We start from the raw sequence: 21265 nt of genomic DNA on the forward strand, positions 1-21265 counted from the left end.
TCAATCTAAGCTCAACATGCGTTCAATAGGCCTAAGAGCGGATTTCATAAGGCTTTCGTCCAACTGTATTTCCGGTTTTCCATGCAGCAGGCATTCATATATTTTTTCCATCGTATTCATTTTCATGAAGGCACATTCGCTGCAAGCACAACTATTATTGTCCTTTGACGGGGCAGGAATCTGCAGCTTCTCAGGAGCCCGTCTTTGCATTTCATGAAGTATGCCGTGCTCAGTGGCTACTATGAAAGTGTCCTTATCGGAGTCTTGCACATAGTTTAACAAGGCAGAGGTAGAACCTATAAATTCAGCCACTCGAATTACATGATCTTCAGATTCTGGATGGGCTATCAATCTTGCAGCGGGGTATTGTTGCCAAAGTTTCATGAGCTTCTCCATTGAAAAAGCCTTATGAACCATACACTCTCCGTTCCAAAGCACCATATTCCTACCTGTTTCCTTGATCAGGTAATTCCCCAAGTTCTTATCAGGAGCAAATAGTATCTGCTTATCTTCAGGAATAGCCTGGATCACTTTTAGTGCGTTTGCCGAAGTGCATACCCAATCACTCTCTGCTTTGACCTCTGCAGAACAATTAATATAGGTCACTGAAATGTGATCAGGATATTGCATCTTCCATTCCTTAAAGGCCTTTCCGGTACAGGAGTCTGCCAACGAGCATCCGGCATCCAAGTCAGGCAACAAAACCTTTTTGGACGGATTGAGTATTTTGGCTGTTTCTGCCATAAAATGCACCCCAGCAAAGACAATCACTTCCGCATCACTGTCTCTGGCCTTTCTGGACAAATCCAAGCTGTCCCCTACAAAGTCCGCCAAGTCTTGAATGGCTGGATCTTGGTAATAATGTGCCAGGATTACCGCCTTATAATGCTGTTTTAATTGATGTATCTTTTCTAATAATTCTTCCATGAATACACTTACTAATGTTCTTCCGAAACCAAAACAAAGTGAAACAATTGATCGACTGATCCCTATTTCTCCATTTTTTCCGCAATAAAAACCGTCCTGCTTTTATCTTCAGAATTGGAAGGCAAAGCTATAATACAAGTCTAATAGGCACTAATTATCAAGCATTTAATTTCGGACAAAAAGGTATGATTTTAATCATAAGTATCTATGACTTTTTCACTATTTTCCACTTATAGCAATTGATATCTTTGAAAGGTTTCAAATAATTTTCAACCCATCATTTATGGAACATTACGTCATCAAAAGGAATGGAAACTATGAACCCTTTCGGGCCTTCAAAATTGAGGATGCTCTAAAAAAAAGCTTCAAGAGCATTTCTGCCTCCTATAACCCTACTATCTATAAAGAGGTTATTAATCTGCTACAATCCCGAACCACTTGGGCTGTAGAGGAAATTCAGGATATAATTGAAAAATCCCTATTTAAAAATGGGGACTTCGATGCCATGCGCTCCTTTATGCTCTATCGACACACAAGAAAGCTTCAACGTGAACATATCCAAGGACTAAATGAGGACACAACCTATATCGATAGCACCCAAACCATCGAGGAATACATTAGCAGAACGGACTGGAGAATAAAGGCCAATGCGAATACTTCCTATTCCAATGCAGGACTGGTCAATAATGTGGCAGGAAAGATTATCGCTAACTTTTGGCTAGACAAAGTATATTCTAAGGAAGAGGGATATGCCCACCGCAATGGGGACATCCATATACATGATTTGGACTGTCTTACTGGATATTGTGCAGGATGGAGCCTGAGGGTGCTCTTGAATGAAGGATTCAATGGTGTCCGAAGCCGAGTAGAAAGCCGTCCCCCCTCACATTTCAGGGAAGCCCTGGGACAGATGTCTAACTTTTTGGGCATACTACAAAGCGAATGGGCCGGTGCTCAGGCCTTCAGTTCTTTTGACACCTATTTAGCTCCTTATATCTTTAAGGACCAGCTAGAATATGAAGATATTCTAAAAGCCATCCGAAGCTTTGTCTATAACCTCAATGTCCCTGCCCGGTGGGGACAATCCCCTTTTACCAATATTACCCTGGACTGGGAAGTTCCTGATGATTTGAAAGATCAAATACCAACTAAAAACAACCAGCACCTATTCAAGGGACTGACACCTGATAGGCTATTGGAAAAGGCCCGTAATCGGGGGGTAAAATCATTAGAAGAACTAAAATACAGTCACTTTAAGCCCGAAATGGACTTAATCAATAAGGCTTATTATACAGTAATGACAGAAGGTGATGCTAATGGTCAGCCCTTCACCTTTCCCATCCCTACGGTCAATATTACCGAGGACTTTGATTGGCACGGACCAAACACTGACTTGCTATTTGAAAATACCGCAAAGATCGGTTCTTCCTACTTCCAGAATTTCATAGGAAGTCAGTATATCATTGATGAAAAAGGGGAGAAAACTGAAAACCCTAATGCTTATAAGCCCAATGCCGTCCGAAGTATGTGTTGCAGGCTTCAGTTGGATTTACGTGAGCTCCTAAAAAGAGGCAATGGATTATTTGGCAGTGCAGAAATGACTGGAAGTATCGGAGTGGTAACCATTAATATGGCCCGTTTAGGCTATCAATATGCAGGTAATGAACCTGAATTATACTAAAGACTTACTCAGCTATTGGACATGGCCAAATCTACTTTGGAGAAAAAAAGGAAGTTTATCCAAGAAATGTATGACCGTGGACTTTATCCCTATACCAAAAGATATCTAAGCCATTTTCGCAACCATTTTTCCACTATTGGGGTAAACGGGATGAATGAAATGGTACGCAATTTCACCATTGATCAGGAAGACCTTACCGGAAATTTCGGGAAAAATATGACTTCAGAAATGCTTGATTTCATCCGAAAAAAAATGAGGGAATTCCAGGAAGAAACAGGGAACCTATACAACCTTGAAGCTACCCCTGCGGAAGGGACTACCTATCGCTTCGCCAAAGAAGACAAAAAGAGATTCCCGGACATTATACAGGCAGGACACGAACCAAACATATATTACACCAATAGTTCACAAATTCCAGTCCACTTTACTGACGATCCTTTTGAAGCCTTACTGCTACAGGATGAGTTGCAGTGCAAGTATACGGGAGGAACGGTACTCCATCTTTATATGAGGGAAAAAATCTCCTCTGCAGAAGCATGTCGGTCCTTGGTTCGTAAAGTTATTTCTAATTTCCAACTTCCTTATGTAACAATTACACCTGTATTCAGTATTTGTCCAGTCCATGGCTACCTCCAAGGGGAACATGAATACTGCCCAAAATGTGATGAACAACTGTTTATTGAAAAGCTTCAAAAAGAATCAAACGAGAATAATTATTCAAATTAAAAATGAAAAAACCATGAAAAATCAAAATACACAAAAAAGGGAAAATCAATTAAAAAACATTTCCAATCGTACCAAATGCATGGTATACACCAGAGTCATGGGATATCACAGACCAGTAGAGAGTTTTAACTTAGGAAAAAAAGGTGAACATACAGAGCGCACACATTTTATTGAAGGGAATTCCTAGGCCAATATATAACATCACTCCATTTACGTTATTGGATTACCCAGACAAGACAGCCTGCATTATTTGGTTCGCAGGCTGCAATATGCGTTGTGGATATTGTTATAACCCGGAAATCGTCCGTGGAAAAGGGAAACTAAATATAAACCAAGCCTTAGAATTCATTTATTCCAGAAGAAAGTTATTGGATGGAATAGTATTTAGTGGTGGTGAATGCACTTTACATCCTGAGCTATACCCATTGATCAAGACCTGTAAAAAGCTAGGCTTCAAAGTAAAGCTAGACACCAATGGAAGTTTGCCAAAAAGGCTAAAACCATTACTTGACGAAGGCCTTATAGACTATGTAGCCATGGATTTCAAAGCGCTTCCCGACCAATATAAGAAAATCACAGGATCAAATCTTTATCAAGAATTCGAACAAAGCCTACATCTGTTACAAAAAACTGGGATTGACTTTGAGATAAGGACTACCGTACATTCAAAGCTTATTGCCCATGACAGCCTCAAAAAAATGGTTAACCATTTGGAAATGCTCGACTATAAAGGGAATTATTATATCCAGCCATTTTTGAACAATACACCAACTTTGGTCCCCCTCCCCAAATCAAAAGGCATTCAAAACCTTTCCTCATTATCCACTTCAAAAATAAATGTGGTTTTGCGTTAAGTAAATAAAATTATATGATTATCCGTTATTACACTAGTAAACTTATTTCTCACAGCCTGTCCCGGTTTATCGGGAGATTCCACAGATTTACACAGAATAAAATATCGTTTCTTTGGACTTTTATGTTCTTACTGAAAGAATAGCTTATTTACAAAAAGCTACTGGTGTCTTTGCGGATATACAGATAAAATTATATGATTCCCATTTTCAAACCAGCAGTTTTATTCCTCACAGATTTTCAATAACTTAATTAATTATTTCCGTGAAACAGGTGTCATTTTTGAGAAAATGTTTTGAAGGCTAATACTTACTAGTGGAATAGCGAATATACAGATAAAATTATTAATTCAACAATATAATCAAAAAGAGCCAAGGCGATTGCTTTTGCAGATTGAGTACTTTTTCCATGGATTTTCATCAAATCTGGCATCAAGGGTCGTGTGTCAATCAAATTATATTTTGTCGGCTCATCTTTCGACCAGTCCCTATTTGATTATAGGGATGGTATTGAATTTTTCCATCCTGTTTCCTGTACTTTTACGGGACATTCCTGAATATATGCAAGGTACAAGAAACAGTGCCGAATGTTTTTAGTAGTTCCAGTAATTCCAGACAATGCTTATAATTTTGCTAACACCTTACCTATGGCTATTGATGTATTCCCATATTTCACGACCTTGATCCTGATCCTCTTTCACTCAGCTTATACTTTTACAATACTTTTTAATTCAATGGTTATTGCCATAGGTGGTTGAATTTGATGATCTACCAAGATTCGATTATCATTATCTTGCTGTTGTCATTTTCGAAATTGTATCCTCATATGGAGGAGTAAATAAGTTCAAACAGTTTTTCAACCTTATCTAAAGGATGGCTAATTGCTTTTGATGATTTTTTGGGTTATTGCGATTTTCAAAAAGATTTACATCAACCAAATCGTCAATGTTTCCTTTTGATTTTCATTAGAAAAAACTGATATAATTATCATCTGTCCAAAATCTCAACAAATAATACATCCCCCAACCAATGAATCCAATCAAAATGGCCCATACCCATGATGGGATGCCCTTGGGAGTTTCTGATCCGGTCACAACAAATAAGTCCTTTCGCTCACTACCGTATGCATTAATAGTAAGGGTCACATTTTCGTCCACAATATCATTTTCTTTGAGGCCTACCAGATCGATTGCGGGACCATTCCGAACTTCAAAGTTAACTTCTCTGACCCCTTCAATACCATCAGTGGATTTGGCCACAATTTTCAATTTGTGCTTACCATCAGGAATCTTGGTAGTATCCAACATAAACTTTACAGGAGGATGAAATTCACCAAATGGAACCTGATCATCATCCAGAAATACTTTTACCTTTCTATGATTTTCCATTGTATTCATCTTCTAAGATTAAATTTTTAATGTGTTTTTCGGATTTTTCTCCGGGCTTGATGAGGAATTTAAGGCTAAATGCCAATGCCAGAATTACCAAAATCAGGGCCACTGCAGTAATGATATAATCCACCTGTCCCTGGGGACCAACACCATGCGTGATATTTTCAAGCATTATGGGCTGCTGCTTCCGGCACACTTCACAGGCCATGGAAGTCAATGGCATGAATATCCACACCACAGGGAATAATCTAAATACTTTTTTCATCATGATCCTATTTTTGTGTTTTGTTAACCATTTCTCTAATCTGTCTTACCAGATCTGTACTTACTTTGGGGGCATTATTTCCCCAACTACTTCTTTCGTGATTAACCAGTACAGCGATTTCCTCATCTGTCAACAAATCTGCAAACGGGGGCATTTGTCCATAATCAGGCCGTGCATCATAGCCCTGCAAAATAATCTGGATCATCACTTGGGGATCTTCATCGTTGACAATAGAGCTACCTGCCAAAGGTGGAAAAGCTCCTGCTACCCCCTCACCGTTCCCCTGATGACATGCTGCACAGTTATTGGCATAGACCATTGCCCCATCAGGAAGCAGTTCATCAGTTTCTCCCTTCCTTTGATCCTTCCCCACTGCAGGGATAAAGGTCGTTTCCAGCACCGGTATACTTGTCTGCTTAAGGGATTTCAGGTAAGCTACTAGATCCAGTACTTCCTGTGTGGCCACAACTTTTCCTGGACCGGCCTTAAAGCTCTTGGGTACTTCCAGTACAATCTGTCCCTCCCTTACATTGTCCACATGGTCGAACAGCCAAGGATAGGATGGCATGATTGATCCTTCCACGACTGATCTGGGATTGTACAGATGCAGCAGGTGCCATTGATCTCCAGGCTGCCTTTGTCCAACATTGGTGAGATCCGGACCTGTCCGTTCACTTCCGAGAAGGGACGGGGATTGTCTCCAGAAATCCATGCGCTTTTTTGAATAGTAATAGTCCGACGGCATTGAAGGTCTTTGTCCCCATATTTTATCCATTTCTATCCCCCGAACCTGTTGGGTATGACAAGCCACACATCCTTCACTTATAAAAAGGTGCATTCCTCTTAATTCTTCCGAAGTCATTGGCTGTTCCGCTGGTAGTGGAGCATTGTTTTCCTGCAATTGAAAAGCTGGAAAAACAGCAATAAACAAACTTAGCACAACAAATATCGTCAAAATTGTCACCAATAATAGTTGGTGGTTTTTATGAAAATCTAGCATATTCATCTTTTTTAACCTTAACTATTTTAGTATTCCTCTTTCTGCCGATTCGATACCCATTTACCATTTGGTAAAGGTTATAGCCAAATACCAAATGGGAAATGAACATTAATGAACCACCGACAGCCCTCCAAAGCCAGTAAGGGGCCATCAACCTTACCGAGTCAATGAACGGTTGTCCATCAACCCAACTCATTCCTTTTTCAGTCCCACCGATCATTAGAGAGAACATATAAATCACAAGACCTATGAAAGCGAACCAGAAATGCATTCCTACGGCCAGTTGGTTGGGCTCCTTTCGGGTAAGCTTTGGAAGAAGGGAATACATCCCTCCCCAAAGAAAAAAGCAGATGATTCCGTACATGGTCATATGGGAATGGGCCACATTAAAATCCGTAAAATGCCATATGTAATTAGTAAATCGAAATGCCTGAAAACTACCTTGGGTGGAACCAACAAAGTAAAAAATTACCCCTACCAACATAAAGGGAAGGACATAGGAATCTTCTATCGCCTTTCGGCTACCTTTCATGGTCATCATGAAATTGGTGGTACCCGCCAGTACAGGAATAAACATCCCTGCACTGAACACGATTGCAACGGTCTGTAACCACCAGGGCAATGGACTGAACACAAAGTGGTGGGTACCGATCAACGTATAAAACAGCATTTGGGTCCAAAACGCCAGTACACCTAAGCTGTATGAATAAATTGGCTTGTTGAGCGAAGCGGGAAGATAATAATAAACCAATCCCAATGTAAAGGTCATGAACCACATCCCCACTCCTTGATGCATATAATATCCTTGGATAACTGTCTCTCCTAAACCTTCCTGATAAAACGGGAGGTACCCTATAATGGCCAGCACCGTTGTCCATGTCAATGCCGCTAGTATAAACCAGTTGGAAATATAGATTTCAACCGTATTTCTTAAGGAAATGGTCTTATAAATATTAATTAGGGCCAATATCAGACCAATTGCAAATAGCAACATGACTGGCCAGATGTATTCCCGATACTCTCCCCCACCATTATTGAGCCCGTTCATCAGCGCAATATTGCCCAGGACCACACAAGCATTAATCAAGTAAAATGTCCACCAGCCTAATTTATAACTGAAGATCGATCTGTTGGAGGTACGGCTTACGACAAAATATCCCAATCCTAACATCCCTAAGGATGCCCAGCCCCAGAAAACTGTATTGGTATGTACCGGCCTTAACCTACCGAAGGACAACCAAGGCTGTTGGTCCATTTCAGGCCACACAAATTTCATTCCCAAATATTGCCCAATCAGGGTCCCGAATATCAGCCAAAAAGCTGCAGCTACTACATATGCTATTATCAGGCGGATTAATCTATCATCTGTCTCTACTTTCAACTTCCCTGACTTTTTATCATCCACCAAGGGGTTATGAGGGCTTTTCGTGATTTTCCTGATAAGCCCCTTTTCATCTTTAAAGTTGAGCTCACCTCCTATTTCATTTCCCCTCAAACGATACAAGCCGGCCTTCTTTCTTCGTTCTAGCAGTTCATCAACTTCCTCTCGTTCCAGATTGATGAGATCAGACTTAAGGTCCTCCCTTTCATTTGTCCATTTCACCTTTTCGGAGACATTCATTAGCTTATTTAGCCTGACCACCATCAGATAAGCTAATACCACAAGTACTAAAACTGACAATAATACCGTCCCGATTACTCCCGGTTGTGTAGACCATGTGGAAGTATCAATTTCTACTTTTCCCTGGGCAATGACGGTTCCAGTCATGACCATTGTTCCTGCCAGCCATACCAATATTTTAAACATATCCTATTAATGATTTTATTTTAACACATTAAGACCTTTTTATCTTTTATTAAGATTTTCCAAGATCATCAAAATCCTTTGATCAGTTTTTCGAATTATATTAACCTAGATAAGGTAGCGCTCCCCTGTGACACTTCTTCGGCAAGCTCCTTGAGTGTCATTTTTGTGAGCATATTGGTCAGCTTGTCCCTTACGGTTTTAAACTCATGGTGTATAGGACAAGGATTAGCTGCTGAGCATTGCTTCAGTCCCAGTCCACATCCACTAAAAATACTATCACCATCTATGGCAATCACCAAATCGATCAATCGTAGATTTTCTTGGGCAGTGTTGATAAAAAAACCACCATTTGGTCCTTTAGTAGAGCTTATCATATCCTTTTTTGCCAAAGACTGTAACACCTTAGCAGTGAAATATTCCGGTGCATCTATTTCCTTACAGATATCCCTGACACCCAATTTCCCTCCATCCTTACTTTGGGACCAGATATAAATCATCGCCCGAATTCCGTACTCACATGCTTTTGAAAACATATATTAAACCTTTGATTTTCCCCAAAACTCATCTAGCCATTCCTCCTCTACTTTGCGGTGTACTTCATAAACCTTTTCGCTCATCTTCCTAAAATCCTCATCTAACAATTCAACCTGCATATATTGGAATAACTTCCTCTCCTCAAATCGAATATGTGCCTCCAGTTCATCTGCAAACCGAGAAAGCTGATCCACATCAACCCCTAATTGGATAATTTTTTTGTAATTCTCCCTGATTGATCTGTGCTGTTCCTCCGCCTCTTTTCGCATTAGGTCATTTTTAGCTAAAAAAGAAAAGAGCAGTTCTTCTTCTATTTGAAAATGAGATTCCAGATGGTTAGTAACGAAATAATCAAGGTAATCTACAATCCTTTGAATTTCCACTTTTTTCATTAGTCCTTGACGTATCTTCCACACCAATAACAGACCAAAATGATGGTCCTGTGAGAGAGGGATCAAAGCAGTATGACGTTTTAATGGCTTGGGCATAAATTAGTAGTATTATTACAAAATCTTACTTAAGTCAATTCATCAACCTATAAATTAATTACTCACCATTCCCCTCGATTACATTAATTGAGAAACCCGCTTCTCTGTTAGTCCTTTTTCCCGTATCACATATAATTAAAATCTTATTGGTACTATTTAAATTTCTCCCTGATTTTTATCAATTTAAGGTCCAACAAATATCCTATTATATTTAACCCAAATGTAAAACGCAAAAGCTGTAAATAAAAGACATTTTTATCTTTTATTTACAGCTTTTGCATATTCTTTACTCTAAATATTTTGTCGAGTAGGTAAGGGGAATTTCACCCCAAACCTCTCACAGCACCGTGCGTGATAGTCTCCCATCACACGGCGCTTCCAAAGTTAGGCCTCCTGTTCTTGCCAAGGGTTGGGGGTACTAATTGCCAGTGGGCGAACAGGTTTGGCTTTCCACGGTAGACTGTTTCCAGCCACCTGATTGCCTTTCGTTTCCCAATCCTCCTTTTCTGGGCCATCTTCCATTCTATCAGTTTCTTGTTCAGCCAGAACCATAATCCCACTGTTGTCCATTTATGGAACTTACAGTAATAATTGATCCAGCCTTTTATCATGACATTGATAGCTGACGACAGTCCTTGAATATTGCCTCGGTATTTCCTTATGGAAAACTTCCTGACCTTATCCCTGATCGATGTTTTGGAAGATTCGCTCATACATGCAGCGGTGATCAGTTTCAGCCCGTCTTTTGTCGGACAATAGCGCGGTTTGAACGTATAACCCAGAAAGTCAAAGGAGCATGCCGTCTCAGGGTTTTCCCTGTTTCGGTCATTTCGGCAGTAGACAATCTTTGTCTTTGCTTCGTTCATTGACAGTCCGCATTCGTTCATCCTTTCCGCTATTCGGGTTTTCATGAATGCTGCCTGTTTGTTGCTAACACAGTGAACTATGATGTCATCCGAGTATCTTTCAAACTGCATTTTCGGACAGTATTTCTCTATCCACCTATCGAAGGTGAAGTGGAGAAACATATTCGCCAGCAGTCCGCTGATAACCCCTCCCTGAGGAGTACCCTTCTCCCGTCCTTCAGTCAATCCTGTTTCCTGCTTCACAACATCAGCTTTCAGCCAGCGATCTATGTACATCGAAACCCATTTCTCCTTGGTATAATGTTCTACCGCCTTCAGCATTAGATCGTGGGGTATGTTATCGAAGAATCCACTGATATCGATATCCAGTACCCAACCGATTTTACTGCATCGCCTGATTGCTGACTGAATGGCCATGTGGGCATTACGTCCTGGCCGATATCCGTAGCTGTCGGGATGAAAAGTCGGTTCCACTATACGTTCCAGATACGCCTTGACTACCTGCTGACATACCCTGTCAGATACCGTTGGGATCCCAAGACTACGGGTTCCCCCTGATTTCTTGGGAATCAACACTTCTTTGATCGCCGAAGGGTGATAGCTTCCTGAGCTCATGCGGTTCCAGAGTTTGTAAACATTCCTATTTAGTTCTTTCTCGAAGTCGCTGATACTCTGTCCGTCTATTCCTCCGCTTCCTCCACTGATCTTGACCTTCTTGAAGGCCTCCAGTACCATTACCCTGCTTACAGGATGTTCCTTTGTTTCATAATAATCAATCATCCCCTGTTACAAGTTGTTGTTAATATGGAAACCAACTCTGGTTCCACCCTTTGCTCCTCTCTACTTTCGCAGAGTATCACCACTACTACGATGAAATCCGCCCCCTTTCAGCATTTCGGTATTCGCCTTACAGGTTCGCTGCTTGTGCTTTCCCTTAGCACTGCTGAAAGAGTTCCCTTGTTCCGTTGAAAAGCCTGTAACGGGTTCCTGCCTCCTTTACACCGCATACTGTCCGGCCGGTAAACAGCTTACTTCTGCCGGACTTGTTCCTGAGGACACATATACCCCCTCAGTTTCAGTATGGTCTATGGATATATCGATGTTTTAACATGGAGGTTCACTCTCGTTCAGCTCCCCGTTACCCACCTGACAGATGACCTCTGCCTTTTCTTTATCGCTCAGTACGAATACCTTTCGGTGAGTCGCACCATAAAGTGGTTTGTGAAGTCTGGCTGACAGCCTACACGATGGGCCGACCATCATCTTTTCAACAGCATGCGGAGAACTTATTCCTCCGCTTCAAGGCACACATATGTGTATCCGTAAGAGAGCACGTAATAAAATGTGACAATACGTGTCATTAAATTTCAAGGAGGGAGAATAGTTGTTTTCATGCATAAAAAACAAGAAAAGCTATGAACCTGATAGAATTCACGGGGCATTTTCCCGACGAGGAGAGTTATGAACAGTACACCAAAAAATACAGGGAGAAAAGAGGGATACAGTGTACAAAGCTACCAAGAGATAACCCGTCACTATTGGTTTGCCAACGGCAGGTTTTTCGAATGCAGCAGTTGCCGGAAGCGCTCTTCCCTGAAATCGGGAACGGTAACGGAAAACAGTAAGCTACCGCTCCGGATCTGGCTATTGGCCAGGCTGTTTATGTCGGCGACCAAGAAAGGGTTTTCCTGCCTTGAGCTCCAGCGACAATTGGGCCTCAGCAGATATGAGACCACTTTCCGGCTAATACACAGGATCAGGTTGGCGATGGGGCAACGGGATGAAATCTATACCCTTAGTGATATGATCGAATATGATGAATGCTACATGGAAACCGTACAGGAGAAACAGATCGAGGTGCAGCTAAAACGGGGAAGGGCCGTCAGAGGCAGATAGCAGTGGCCATGGCTGCCGAATCCTTCCTGTTGGAAGACCTGGATTCTGGACTGATCAAAAAACGCAGTGGCTATTTCAAAATGAGGGTCATGTACAAAGTGGACAGCGCGAGTGTCAATGCCTTTCCGGGCCAACACCAGGGCGATGTGGTACTGTTTACCGACAAGAACAAGGCCTACTCGAAAATAGAGGAAGTGGTGACCTCCCATTTGTCTGTCCCATCTGGAAAGGAGTCCGTAAACGACACCTTGAAATAGGGCCACAAAGCCATCAGTAACCTTAAAAGAAACCTGTTGGGGGTATATCACATGATAACTTATAAATATTTACAGAACTATTTGATTGAGTTTGAAATGTGTTCGATCCACGTACCGTCAACTCCAGCTGACGGGATCACAAACAATTATTCTTGGTATTAATTTCATCAGAAAGTTTCAAAATTATTCCCAAATCCTCCACAAAACGGTTCGAAATAAGTACTGAGGGGTCAACAACTCGGTCCAAAGTTGATTTTTTCGACTTTGGACTTATTTTATTATAGGTTATCATACTGTTAATCTGATAGATATCCTGAAAGAGTTCTTTCACCCTGGCGGTTCGATGTTGCTTACCGTCAAAGACGATATTTTCTGGGAAGATCGAACCAATTATCTTTCTTTTAATACCCAAATCAGCTGTATCAAAAAATAATTCAAGCCTCTCTGTCATTTCAAGGGCCTTTTTGACTTTCTCTGGAATATCTTGCATAATAATTATACCGATTTTTGTCCCTTTGGCTTCCAAGCGTTCTATCTCCTCTTCACAACTTCTTTTTATCGATCGATAATCCTCAATATCCAGCTTCTCATCAATGAACAAATCCCTGGATATGGAAATCTTTTGTTCCAGTTTTTCTATGGCTGATTTCAACTTTCTTTTTTCACTCAGGTCGATTTTATTTTCACCTAAAAACGCTTGATTAAAGACCATTTCAAATAATTCCAACATACCCTTTTTGGGCTTGAATTTCGACAGGAATTTTCTGAAAGAAGTATTTACATCCTTGGCCTTAAACCTCACTCCACATTTTGATGTACAGTGATAATAACAATATTGATTCCTACCTTTTGAAGCGCTTGCCGTAAGGTTCCTACTGCATTTCGGACATTTCAAAAAACCTATTAAAAAAATGACTTCCGGACTTACTATTTCAGTTCTCCGCTTTCTTTATTTTACCTGCAAAGCATCCTGTACACGACAAAACAGTTCTTCTGAAATCAAGGGTTCATGTTGGGTCCTAACAAAGTGTCCCTTTTCTTCATTGAATTCCGGAACATAAAGCTTCCCTCAATAGAAAGGATTCCTAACAATCCTCCAAAACTTATTTTTATGCAGTTTGGTCCCTCTCCCTCTGGCATGTAGTATAACTTGCTCTGAGGAGTAATTGGCAGCTGCCAGGTTTTCAAAAATCCATTTTACATGTGCCGCCTCTTCCTCCTCTATCTCAATGACAGGACGTTTAAAATTATCCCTTGCGTTTCCATAACCATAGGGAGCCATCCAAAGCCACCTCCCCTCCTTCAGGCCTCTCCTCATGCCATGGAATATATTTAAGCTTCCACGGTCATTTTCCACCTCAGGTGCGGCCAGATAAAAGGCCAACATCATTTTATTCTCAGGGATTGATAGGTCCAATGGCTGTTCGATGGCCTGAGGTTCTACCCCTAATTTTCTGAGGGTATTGATCATCATATAGGCATCTCCTGCATTTCGACTAAAGCGATCCCATTTGGTAAAGAGTACGAGGTTGCTCTTATTCCCTCTCTCTTTCAGTTGCCCAAGAAGCCTTGACCATTCGGGACGAAAAAATGTCTTGGCAGAAAAATCTTCATATATCACCCGGTTGACGGTAATCCCATGATTGTTACAATACCGAACCAATACCTCTTCCTGGTTTCGTTGTGAGTATCCTTTGTCAGCTTGTTCGTCAGTACTCACCCTTACATACAAATCAGCCGTTTCCATCTATTATTTTATTTATTCCATTTCCTTCCGCAATACTGCCTTGACAATACCAATTGCCAACTCTTCCATAAAATGGAGCAGATGACTTGCTTCTGATGAGGAAATGGTGTGTCCATGTTTCTCCAATATTTTTTGCGCTAGCTCTGGTGTTATTTTCTGCATAAAATGGATATGGTTTGGTCAACCGTATAAAGTCCATTGTTTGCTTGGAAATTATTTCACCAGTTAAACCCCAGTAAGGTCAGATATTTTCATTCCTTTAAAAAATCAAAAAGGCACGAATACAAGATGGTTCGGCAAAAAGTACATCATCTTGATCAAGATAAAACTAAAAAATTATCAGCAATAAAAAAAAGGGCCTTACAGCCCTCCTTCATCTGCGAAGGAATAATACCCTTCTGATGTTACAATGATGTGGTCTAGTATGGGCAACTCCATCAGCTTTCCCAATTTAACTACCCTTTCGGTAAGCTTACTATCAGCATGGCTAGGGATTCTATTTCCAGAAGGGTGATTATGCCTTAAGATGATTGCTGAACTATTGGTCTTTAAAGCACTAGCAAATATCAACTTGGGATCAGCCACTGTTCCAGAAATACCTCCAGTGGAAATATCCACGATTCCCAGGACTTTATTAGCTCGGTTCAACAACATCACCTTAAACTGTTCGATAAATTGCAATTTGGATTGATCCCAATTTCCGATCAATAGCTCATAGGCTTCTTTGGATGAAGTGATTTTTGGTAAATCGGACAATTTGATTTTCGGCTGATAGCTCAGGGTGATTTCAGCTACTTGGTTGGAAACGATGTCTTTGTTCTTGGTATCCATAACATTTCGATTTAATGGTTAGAAATTAATTATGGACACCTCCAAGCTTGAGGGCAAACAAGGCCAAGTGGCAACGGAATAAAGGAAGGGACTGTGGGGAGAACTGTGTTTATGCCGTAAGCTCATGGCAGCCCTGCGGCCCGAAAGCTAAATTGTGACATGATTAATGAAATAAGGGAGTATCTCATAATCTGTGTAAGTCCGCAAAGCGGGCTTACGAGTAAAAAGGAAAGACCTCGAAAATATCAGTGTGATTGGAACAATCGCATTGATATTTTGAGGAGCCCGCGGCAGGCGCCATTCCAATCAGTGTGTGAATAAATGTTTAACTTTAAAAACACATTGATTGAAGATGAAAAAAGAAGACCTTTTAAACGACGATTTCCTAAAGCAGTTCAAGAACGGAGAAGAACTGCAAACATTTTTAGGGGAGCTCCAAAAGCGGGCAGTGGAAAGGATGCTCGAAGGAGAACTGGACAGCCATCTTGGATACCGAAAAAACGAACAGTCGGACAATCCCAACTCACGCAACGGGCACACTTCCAAAAAGATAAAGAGCAGTTTTGGGGAGTCACATATCAATGTCCCCAGGGACAGGGATGGCAGTTTTGAGCCGGCACTGGTACCCAAAAGGAAAAGCATGGCAGAAGGTGTGGAGAACGTGATCATCTCCATGTATGCAAAAGGGATGTCCAACCATGACATAGGGGAACAGATCAGAGAGCTCTATGACATCAACGTATCGGCATCCACCATATCCAGGGTTACCGATGCGGTGTCCGAGGATATTGTCGCTTGGCGGAACCGTCCGCTCGACCCGGTCTATCTGATCGTATGGATGGACGGGATATCCTTCAAGGTACGGGAAAGTTCCAAGGTGGTCAACAAGACCGTTTACATTGCCGTAGGATTAAAGACCAACGGGTTAAAAGAGGTCTTGGGGCTCTGGCTGGGGAAAAACGAATCAGCGGCCTTTTGGATGGGCGTACTCACCGATATGAAGGCTCGGGGTGTCGAGGACATCCTGATCACGGCCACCGATAACCTTAACGGCTTTACTGATACGATCAAGGCCTCTTTCCCCGAATCGGTTACCCAGATATGTGTAGTGCACCAGATCAGGAACGCCTGTAGATATGTGGTCTGGAAAGACAAAAAGGCCTTCACCAAGGATATGAAAGAGGTCTATACCGCCCCAAATAAGGAAGCTGCAGCGGCCGCCCTGGAAGATTTTGCCGAAAAATGGGAAGGAAAATACTCATATGCCATTAAAAGCTGGAGAGACAACTGGGATGAACTGACCGTTTTCTTTGACTATCCCGTGGAAATAAGGAAGATCATTTATACCACCAACCTGATAGAAAACCTCAATGGAAAGGTCAGAAAATACACCAAAAACAAGCTGTCCTTCCCAACTGATGAGGCAGTAATCAAATCGGTATTCCTTGCCCTGCGCGAAGCCACCAAAAAATGGACAATGCCGATCAGGGACGAGACTGTAATCTAAACTCTGTCTGAGACTTTGAAAATCAATTAAAGTTTATAAGATAGAGTGTTATGAGCGAAGAACAAGAATCAGCATTTAAGAAGAAAGTACTTGACCAGTTTTTATCAGGAGAGTCCCTGTTCGGCAAGAACGGTGCGCTGTCTCCGATGTTGAAGGAGTTTTTGGAGGAAGCCCTCCAGGCTGAGATGGACGAGCACCTTCGGGATGAAGATGCAGGCCACAGTGCAGGCAACAAACGTAACGGCAAGGGCAGCAAGCGTGTGAAGAGCAACTTGGGAGAAGTGGAGATCGAGACGCCCCAGGACCGTCACAGCAGCTTTGAACCTAAAATCGTCGAGAAGCGCCAGCGTATCCTTGCCGATAACCTTGAGAAGCAGATCATAGGGATGTACGGGCTTGGCAGTAGCTTACGTGACATCTCCGGGTACATCAAGGAAATGTACGATACGGAGGTCTCCACGCAGGTGATAAGCGATATTACCGACCGTGTCGTCCCGAAAGTCAAGGAGTGGCAGAACAGGCCGTTGGAAGAGGTCTATTGCATTGTATGGCTTGATGCCATGCACTTCAAGGTACGTGAGGAAGGGAAGGTACGCCATAAGGCCCTATACAATGTATTAGGGATCAACCGTGAGGGGAAGAAGGAGGTACTGGGCATGTACCTTTCCGAAAGCGAGGGGGCGAACTTCTGGCTACAGGTACTCAGCGATCTACAGCACCGTGGAGTACAGGATATCCTGATCGCCTGTACCGATAACCTTAAGGGCTTTCCCGAGGCGATCGGGTCGATTTTCCCGAAAACAGAGATCCAGCTCTGCGTGGTCCACCAGATCCGGAACAGCCTGAAGTACGTGGCCAGCAAAAACCAAAAGGAGTTTGCCGGTGACCTGAAGAAGATCTATAAGGCCGAGACAAAGGACCTGGCCGAATCGGCATTGTTGGAACTGGAAGAAAAGTGGGGGAAGAAATACCCCATAGTGATCCGTTCCTGGAACGACAACTGGGAGAGGCTGAGTGCCTTCTTTGCCTATACACCGCCCATCAGGAAGCTGATCTATACCACCAATGCGGTGGAAGGCTTCCATCGGCAGGTAAGAAAGGTGACCAAGACCAAAGGGGCATTTACCAGTGACATGGCACTTCTAAAGCTGGTCTATCTGGCCACGCAGCGGATCGAGAAAAAATGGACGACCCCTTTACAGAACTGGAGCTTGACAGTCCAGCAGTTGGCCATTAAATTTGAGGGGAGGCTCCGGTTGGACATCAATACGGAAACCTAATTATTTAGTGAGAATTTTTTCCCTTCCCGGGGGCTAGCCCCCGGGAAGGGAAAGGACAGAGTTGAGATAACACTCCCTCAGGGACTGGGGAATAATCCTTAATAGTTTTCTGCTTATATTTGGAAAAAGGGTCAGGCTAAACTAAACCTGACCCCAATAATTGAAATTTTAGTTTACACACTTTTTGGGATAGTGTCTGAAATAATATTCAACGCATTATCCCTTTTCTTCTAAGCATTATTTCTTATGTAAAAACTTTTCCCTACCCTATTGATATGATCTAATAGTTCCTGATTATTAATATGTTTCTTTATGGACAAATCGATCTTATAAGGTAAAAGCATATCATCCAATCTGTTTTCTAGGTCAAACAGGTCACTAAGATCAAAACCTTCGGCTTCAATTGTCAAATCGATATCCGACGCTGGACGATAATTTCCCTTGGCACGGGAACCGTATAGAATAACTTTAGATATTGCTGGGTACTCGGAAAATATCTTGTTAATAGATGCTATTTCCTCTTTTAAAAGGCCAAATTTCATCCTTCAAAAATATCTTTTTGCTCCCCACTACGTTTATTTTCCATTATTATTTTAAAAGTTAAAAACTCAGGATAATACTCCTCTAATATTTTTGAAAAAATTTCCTGAGCAGTATCTTCATTATAAGTATGGGAAGTTTTATTCCTACTTTGGATCATTTCCATCCATACTTTTCCTTTAGTAATCAAACCAGTACTAAAAGCTTCTCTTGTAGCATCCTTGGATCCATATATCTCAATGTTCCCTTTTTCTTTTAGGAAGTCCTTCATTACATTCCAAGCCAATTCATGGGTATATTCAAATCGTTGGATCAAACCTTCTTTAACAATATCTTCTCCCTTTTCGAATAGTAGCTCATCATATTCACCATTGGTAAAATAATTCTCCCTAATATACTTCACTGCTTCTTCAAGCTTAAGGAGGGCTTTATTATAGTTAGAAAACCTTTGCTCCCATCTAATATCTTTTGACATATTCAAATAATTATCTATTGGTCCATCAATTCAAAAGTAGAACCTTTTTTTTAATCATAAAAGAATCGGAATTAATGCATTCCTCCTCTCAAAAAAAATCATGCTGTTCGGATAAAAACCTAAATTTGCTTGAAAAGATCATCCTTGAACATTATGATGTGCCGATTCAAACAGCTTTCTATAGCACATGAGATAAACAGAGATAAAATTTGAACGTTCCCACTACGCCTCCTCTATGGCCCCCATTGTCCTGTCAGCTGGGCTACGCCACGGCGCACAGTTGCAGGACCACCTAAATTTGAGTCTCTGACTCAACTACTTATTTCCATCTCAAGACGCATTACTCCTGGCTAAAACCCCATCTCTGCCCCCATCTCCATAGCATCTTTCTACCATATACCTTGGGGATGTCTTGGGGATACGTTGCCTTCAGGTAAATTAATTATTGGAAATATTATATTTTTTTTAACAACCTAGAGACAACTTTAAAATCCGGAAACTGGAATTACAAATTCCTTGAATATTTGGGAGAAGAAGCATTCTTCTCCCAGCCGGGGTCCATAATCATTAAAGAGGAACTGTAGTTCTATTCTTACAGATAAAACATGTCCTTTTTTGGTTCGTCGTGACCTATCTCTGATACAATTGGCTATTTCGATCTGACCATGCCAGTGATTTCGGTCAAACCGTGCCACTAAGAAAGGTCATTTTTATTCATTTTTAAGATTCCCTTTCTCAAAGGTTCTCCCTTGAGGTCTATTCTATAGGAAGAGTTTACGGGTCTGTCCAATATGGCATCTACGATGGCCCCTTCGCCAATTATATCATACCAGGTGGATACTGGCAATTGGTAGGATACTGTGGTTGATTTTTCTGTAAACCTGTCATCCATTATATCCAGTACTATTTCCCTTGCCGTCACATCAAAAATCTCTAGACCAAAGATATCGAGGATGAGCACGTAAGTATTCTGAAGTTTTCTCACCTCCCTGAGATTGGTTCCTGTAATGGCTGTAACCGATGTCGACAATAGATGCTTTCTGTTTAAAGGCCGCCTTTTTAATCAACCGGGCCATTTTCTTTTGCTGCCGATCTTCCCATTCCTGGTCTGCCAGCAGGGCAATGTATTAATCGGCGGTAAAGTCGGCGAACCACATAACGCCAGCTTTAGCTGACGAGATTACAAACAATTATTCTTTGTATTAATTTCATCAGAAAGATTCAATATTATTTCCAAATCCCCCACAAAGCGATTCGAAACAAGTACCGAAAAGTCAACTAACAACAAAAACTGCATTTAACAATGCGGTTTTTGTTGTTTTAAATCTATCCAGTTATTCAGTTTGCTTTAAACACCATCAATACCCATATTCTTTTAATACCCCTTCATTTTAGCTCGAATTATTTCACTTAATAGCGTCCCAATATTTGAATGCTTAACTTTTTTTGAATTAGATCGTTTATCTGACCAATGATTCAATTCTTTCCAGAATAATTTTTGTTACTTACATTAAGTGCATTAATACAGACTTCAAGTGAAACCCATAAAATCAAATACAACATATCCAAACCTACCTCAAAGGTTGTTCTGGGATTTCGATTTCAATAAACTGGATTGGGATAAAAGCTATAGGACAGTCATTGAAAGGATAATTGAGCGGGGTACTAAAACTGAATGGACTGAAATGACCAGGTATTATGGTAAAAACTTAATTAAGTCAACTTTAAAAAACGAGATCAATTATCTTCCTGAATATGCCATTGACTTGGTTGAACAAAATTTTGGATTAAAAAGAACCCAACTTAAATGCTACAAAAAGACACAGTCTCGGCATCGACATTGGCTTTGATTAAGCTGTAAATGAAAGATCAGAAAATCCAGGATTTTTATTTAGCGGGAGGCACTGCTCTGGCTTTGCAGCTTGGAGATCGAAAATCAATTGATATTGATCTTTTCATAGGATCAGGATTTGATAGCAACATACTTGTAGAGCACCTAAAGGCAGCGTATAAATTCGAAATTACCTACTCAGGAGGAAATACTATTTTGGGTTTTATTGGGGATGTCAAGGTCGATCTTATTGCCCACCAATATCCCATGATAAACGATGTTGGCTCAATAGAAGGTGTAAGGCTAGCCCCTCCTTAAAAGACATTGCCGCAATGAAGTTTAATGCTATCGTCCAAAATGGATCA

General features: G+C 41.2%; 20 protein-coding genes and 2 pseudogenes. 7 read left to right on the forward strand and 15 right to left on the reverse strand.

Going from position 1 to position 21265, the window contains the following annotated elements:
* Entirely contained in the window at window positions 1-927 is a 927-nt protein-coding gene (nadA, locus tag FDP09_RS22730) for a quinolinate synthase NadA (protein WP_137404733.1), read from the reverse strand.
* A gap of 283 nt (window positions 928-1210) precedes the next feature.
* Here nadA and FDP09_RS22735 point away from each other — a divergent pair.
* Window positions 1211-3334: pseudogene (locus FDP09_RS22735) on the forward strand (ribonucleoside triphosphate reductase).
* A gap of 143 nt (window positions 3335-3477) precedes the next feature.
* Complete coding sequence (locus FDP09_RS22745) at window positions 3478-4188, forward strand: anaerobic ribonucleoside-triphosphate reductase activating protein (protein WP_308421176.1); 711 nt, start codon at window positions 3478-3480, stop codon at window positions 4186-4188.
* 962 nt (window positions 4189-5150) lie between these two features.
* On the opposite strand, the gene FDP09_RS22750 is transcribed toward FDP09_RS22745, so the two are convergent.
* From FDP09_RS22750 to ltrA, 7 genes are all read right to left on the reverse strand, one after another.
* Complete coding sequence (locus tag FDP09_RS22750) at window positions 5151-5573, reverse strand: cytochrome C (RefSeq protein WP_137404735.1); 423 nt, start codon at window positions 5571-5573, stop codon at window positions 5151-5153.
* Window positions 5560-5844, reverse strand: a complete 285-nt coding sequence (locus tag FDP09_RS22755) for a hypothetical protein (protein ID WP_222840310.1) — start codon at window positions 5842-5844, stop codon at window positions 5560-5562. The genes FDP09_RS22750 and FDP09_RS22755 overlap by 14 nt, the downstream gene beginning before the upstream one ends.
* Window positions 5845-5848: 4 nt before the next feature.
* A complete protein-coding gene (locus tag FDP09_RS22760; protein ID WP_137404736.1) occupies window positions 5849-6841 on the reverse strand; it encodes a cbb3-type cytochrome c oxidase subunit II in 993 nt (330 codons plus the stop codon).
* Window positions 6825-8648, reverse strand: coding sequence for a cbb3-type cytochrome c oxidase subunit I (locus FDP09_RS22765; RefSeq protein WP_187328758.1), 1824 nt, complete (start codon window positions 8646-8648; stop codon window positions 6825-6827). The genes FDP09_RS22760 and FDP09_RS22765 overlap by 17 nt, the downstream gene beginning before the upstream one ends.
* A gap of 95 nt (window positions 8649-8743) precedes the next feature.
* Window positions 8744-9181 carry an RrF2 family transcriptional regulator gene (locus FDP09_RS22770; RefSeq protein ID WP_137404737.1) on the reverse strand — a complete coding sequence of 146 codons (438 nt, stop codon included), beginning with the start codon at window positions 9179-9181 and terminating at the stop codon, window positions 8744-8746.
* 3 nt (window positions 9182-9184) lie between these two features.
* Window positions 9185-9670, reverse strand: a complete 486-nt coding sequence (locus FDP09_RS22775) for a hemerythrin domain-containing protein (RefSeq protein ID WP_137404738.1) — start codon at window positions 9668-9670, stop codon at window positions 9185-9187.
* Between the two features lie 365 nt (window positions 9671-10035).
* Window positions 10036-11316, reverse strand: a complete 1281-nt coding sequence (ltrA, locus tag FDP09_RS22780) for a group II intron reverse transcriptase/maturase (protein ID WP_137404739.1) — start codon at window positions 11314-11316, stop codon at window positions 10036-10038.
* Window positions 11317-11951: 635 nt separating this feature from the next.
* On the opposite strand from ltrA, the pseudogene FDP09_RS24120 reads away from it, so the two are divergent.
* Window positions 11952-12782 (forward strand): annotated as a pseudogene (locus tag FDP09_RS24120) (IS1595 family transposase); the annotation flags it as partial.
* A gap of 43 nt (window positions 12783-12825) precedes the next feature.
* Here FDP09_RS24120 and FDP09_RS24125 read toward each other — a convergent pair.
* From FDP09_RS24125 to FDP09_RS22800, 4 genes are all read right to left on the reverse strand, one after another.
* Window positions 12826-13419, reverse strand: coding sequence for a hypothetical protein (locus FDP09_RS24125; RefSeq protein ID WP_244940521.1), 594 nt, complete (start codon window positions 13417-13419; stop codon window positions 12826-12828).
* A gap of 339 nt (window positions 13420-13758) precedes the next feature.
* Complete coding sequence (locus FDP09_RS24130) at window positions 13759-14436, reverse strand: recombinase family protein (RefSeq protein WP_229683542.1); 678 nt, start codon at window positions 14434-14436, stop codon at window positions 13759-13761.
* Between the two features lie 12 nt (window positions 14437-14448).
* Window positions 14449-14598, reverse strand: a complete 150-nt coding sequence (locus FDP09_RS23920; RefSeq protein WP_187328759.1) for a hypothetical protein — start codon at window positions 14596-14598, stop codon at window positions 14449-14451.
* 198 nt (window positions 14599-14796) lie between these two features.
* Window positions 14797-15267 carry a JAB domain-containing protein gene (locus FDP09_RS22800; RefSeq protein ID WP_137404742.1) on the reverse strand — a complete coding sequence of 157 codons (471 nt, stop codon included), beginning with the start codon at window positions 15265-15267 and terminating at the stop codon, window positions 14797-14799.
* Window positions 15268-15619: 352 nt separating this feature from the next.
* Between FDP09_RS22800 and FDP09_RS22805 the strand changes: the two genes are divergently transcribed.
* Together FDP09_RS22805 and FDP09_RS22810 are read left to right on the forward strand one after the other, a co-directional pair.
* On the forward strand, window positions 15620-16774 hold the full coding sequence (locus tag FDP09_RS22805; RefSeq protein ID WP_137404743.1) for an IS256 family transposase: 1155 nt from the start codon (window positions 15620-15622) through the stop codon (window positions 16772-16774).
* Window positions 16775-16824: 50 nt separating this feature from the next.
* Window positions 16825-18054, forward strand: coding sequence for an IS256 family transposase (locus FDP09_RS22810; protein ID WP_137401357.1), 1230 nt, complete (start codon window positions 16825-16827; stop codon window positions 18052-18054).
* Window positions 18055-18284: 230 nt separating this feature from the next.
* Here the strand turns inward: FDP09_RS22810 and FDP09_RS22815 are convergent, their stop codons facing one another.
* From FDP09_RS22815 to FDP09_RS22825, 3 genes are all read right to left on the reverse strand, one after another.
* A complete protein-coding gene (locus FDP09_RS22815; protein ID WP_137404744.1) occupies window positions 18285-18596 on the reverse strand; it encodes a nucleotidyltransferase family protein in 312 nt (103 codons plus the stop codon).
* Window positions 18593-19069, reverse strand: a complete 477-nt coding sequence (locus FDP09_RS22820) for a nucleotidyltransferase substrate binding protein (protein ID WP_137404745.1) — start codon at window positions 19067-19069, stop codon at window positions 18593-18595. The genes FDP09_RS22815 and FDP09_RS22820 overlap by 4 nt, the downstream gene beginning before the upstream one ends.
* Before the next feature lie 694 nt (window positions 19070-19763).
* Window positions 19764-20099, reverse strand: coding sequence for an ATP-binding protein (locus FDP09_RS22825; RefSeq protein ID WP_222840311.1), 336 nt, complete (start codon window positions 20097-20099; stop codon window positions 19764-19766).
* A gap of 505 nt (window positions 20100-20604) precedes the next feature.
* Here FDP09_RS22825 and FDP09_RS24390 point away from each other — a divergent pair.
* Together FDP09_RS24390 and FDP09_RS22830 are read left to right on the forward strand one after the other, a co-directional pair.
* Window positions 20605-20919 (forward strand): DUF6922 domain-containing protein, encoded by a 315-nt coding sequence (locus tag FDP09_RS24390; protein ID WP_373289264.1) that lies wholly within the window; start codon window positions 20605-20607, stop codon window positions 20917-20919.
* 11 nt (window positions 20920-20930) lie between these two features.
* Window positions 20931-21218, forward strand: coding sequence for a nucleotidyl transferase AbiEii/AbiGii toxin family protein (locus FDP09_RS22830; protein ID WP_137404746.1), 288 nt, complete (start codon window positions 20931-20933; stop codon window positions 21216-21218).
* Window positions 21219-21265: the final 47 nt, after the last annotated feature.

Origin of the sequence: Echinicola rosea (assembly GCF_005281475.1) — a bacterium.
GTDB lineage: Bacteria > Bacteroidota > Bacteroidia > Cytophagales > Cyclobacteriaceae > Echinicola > Echinicola rosea.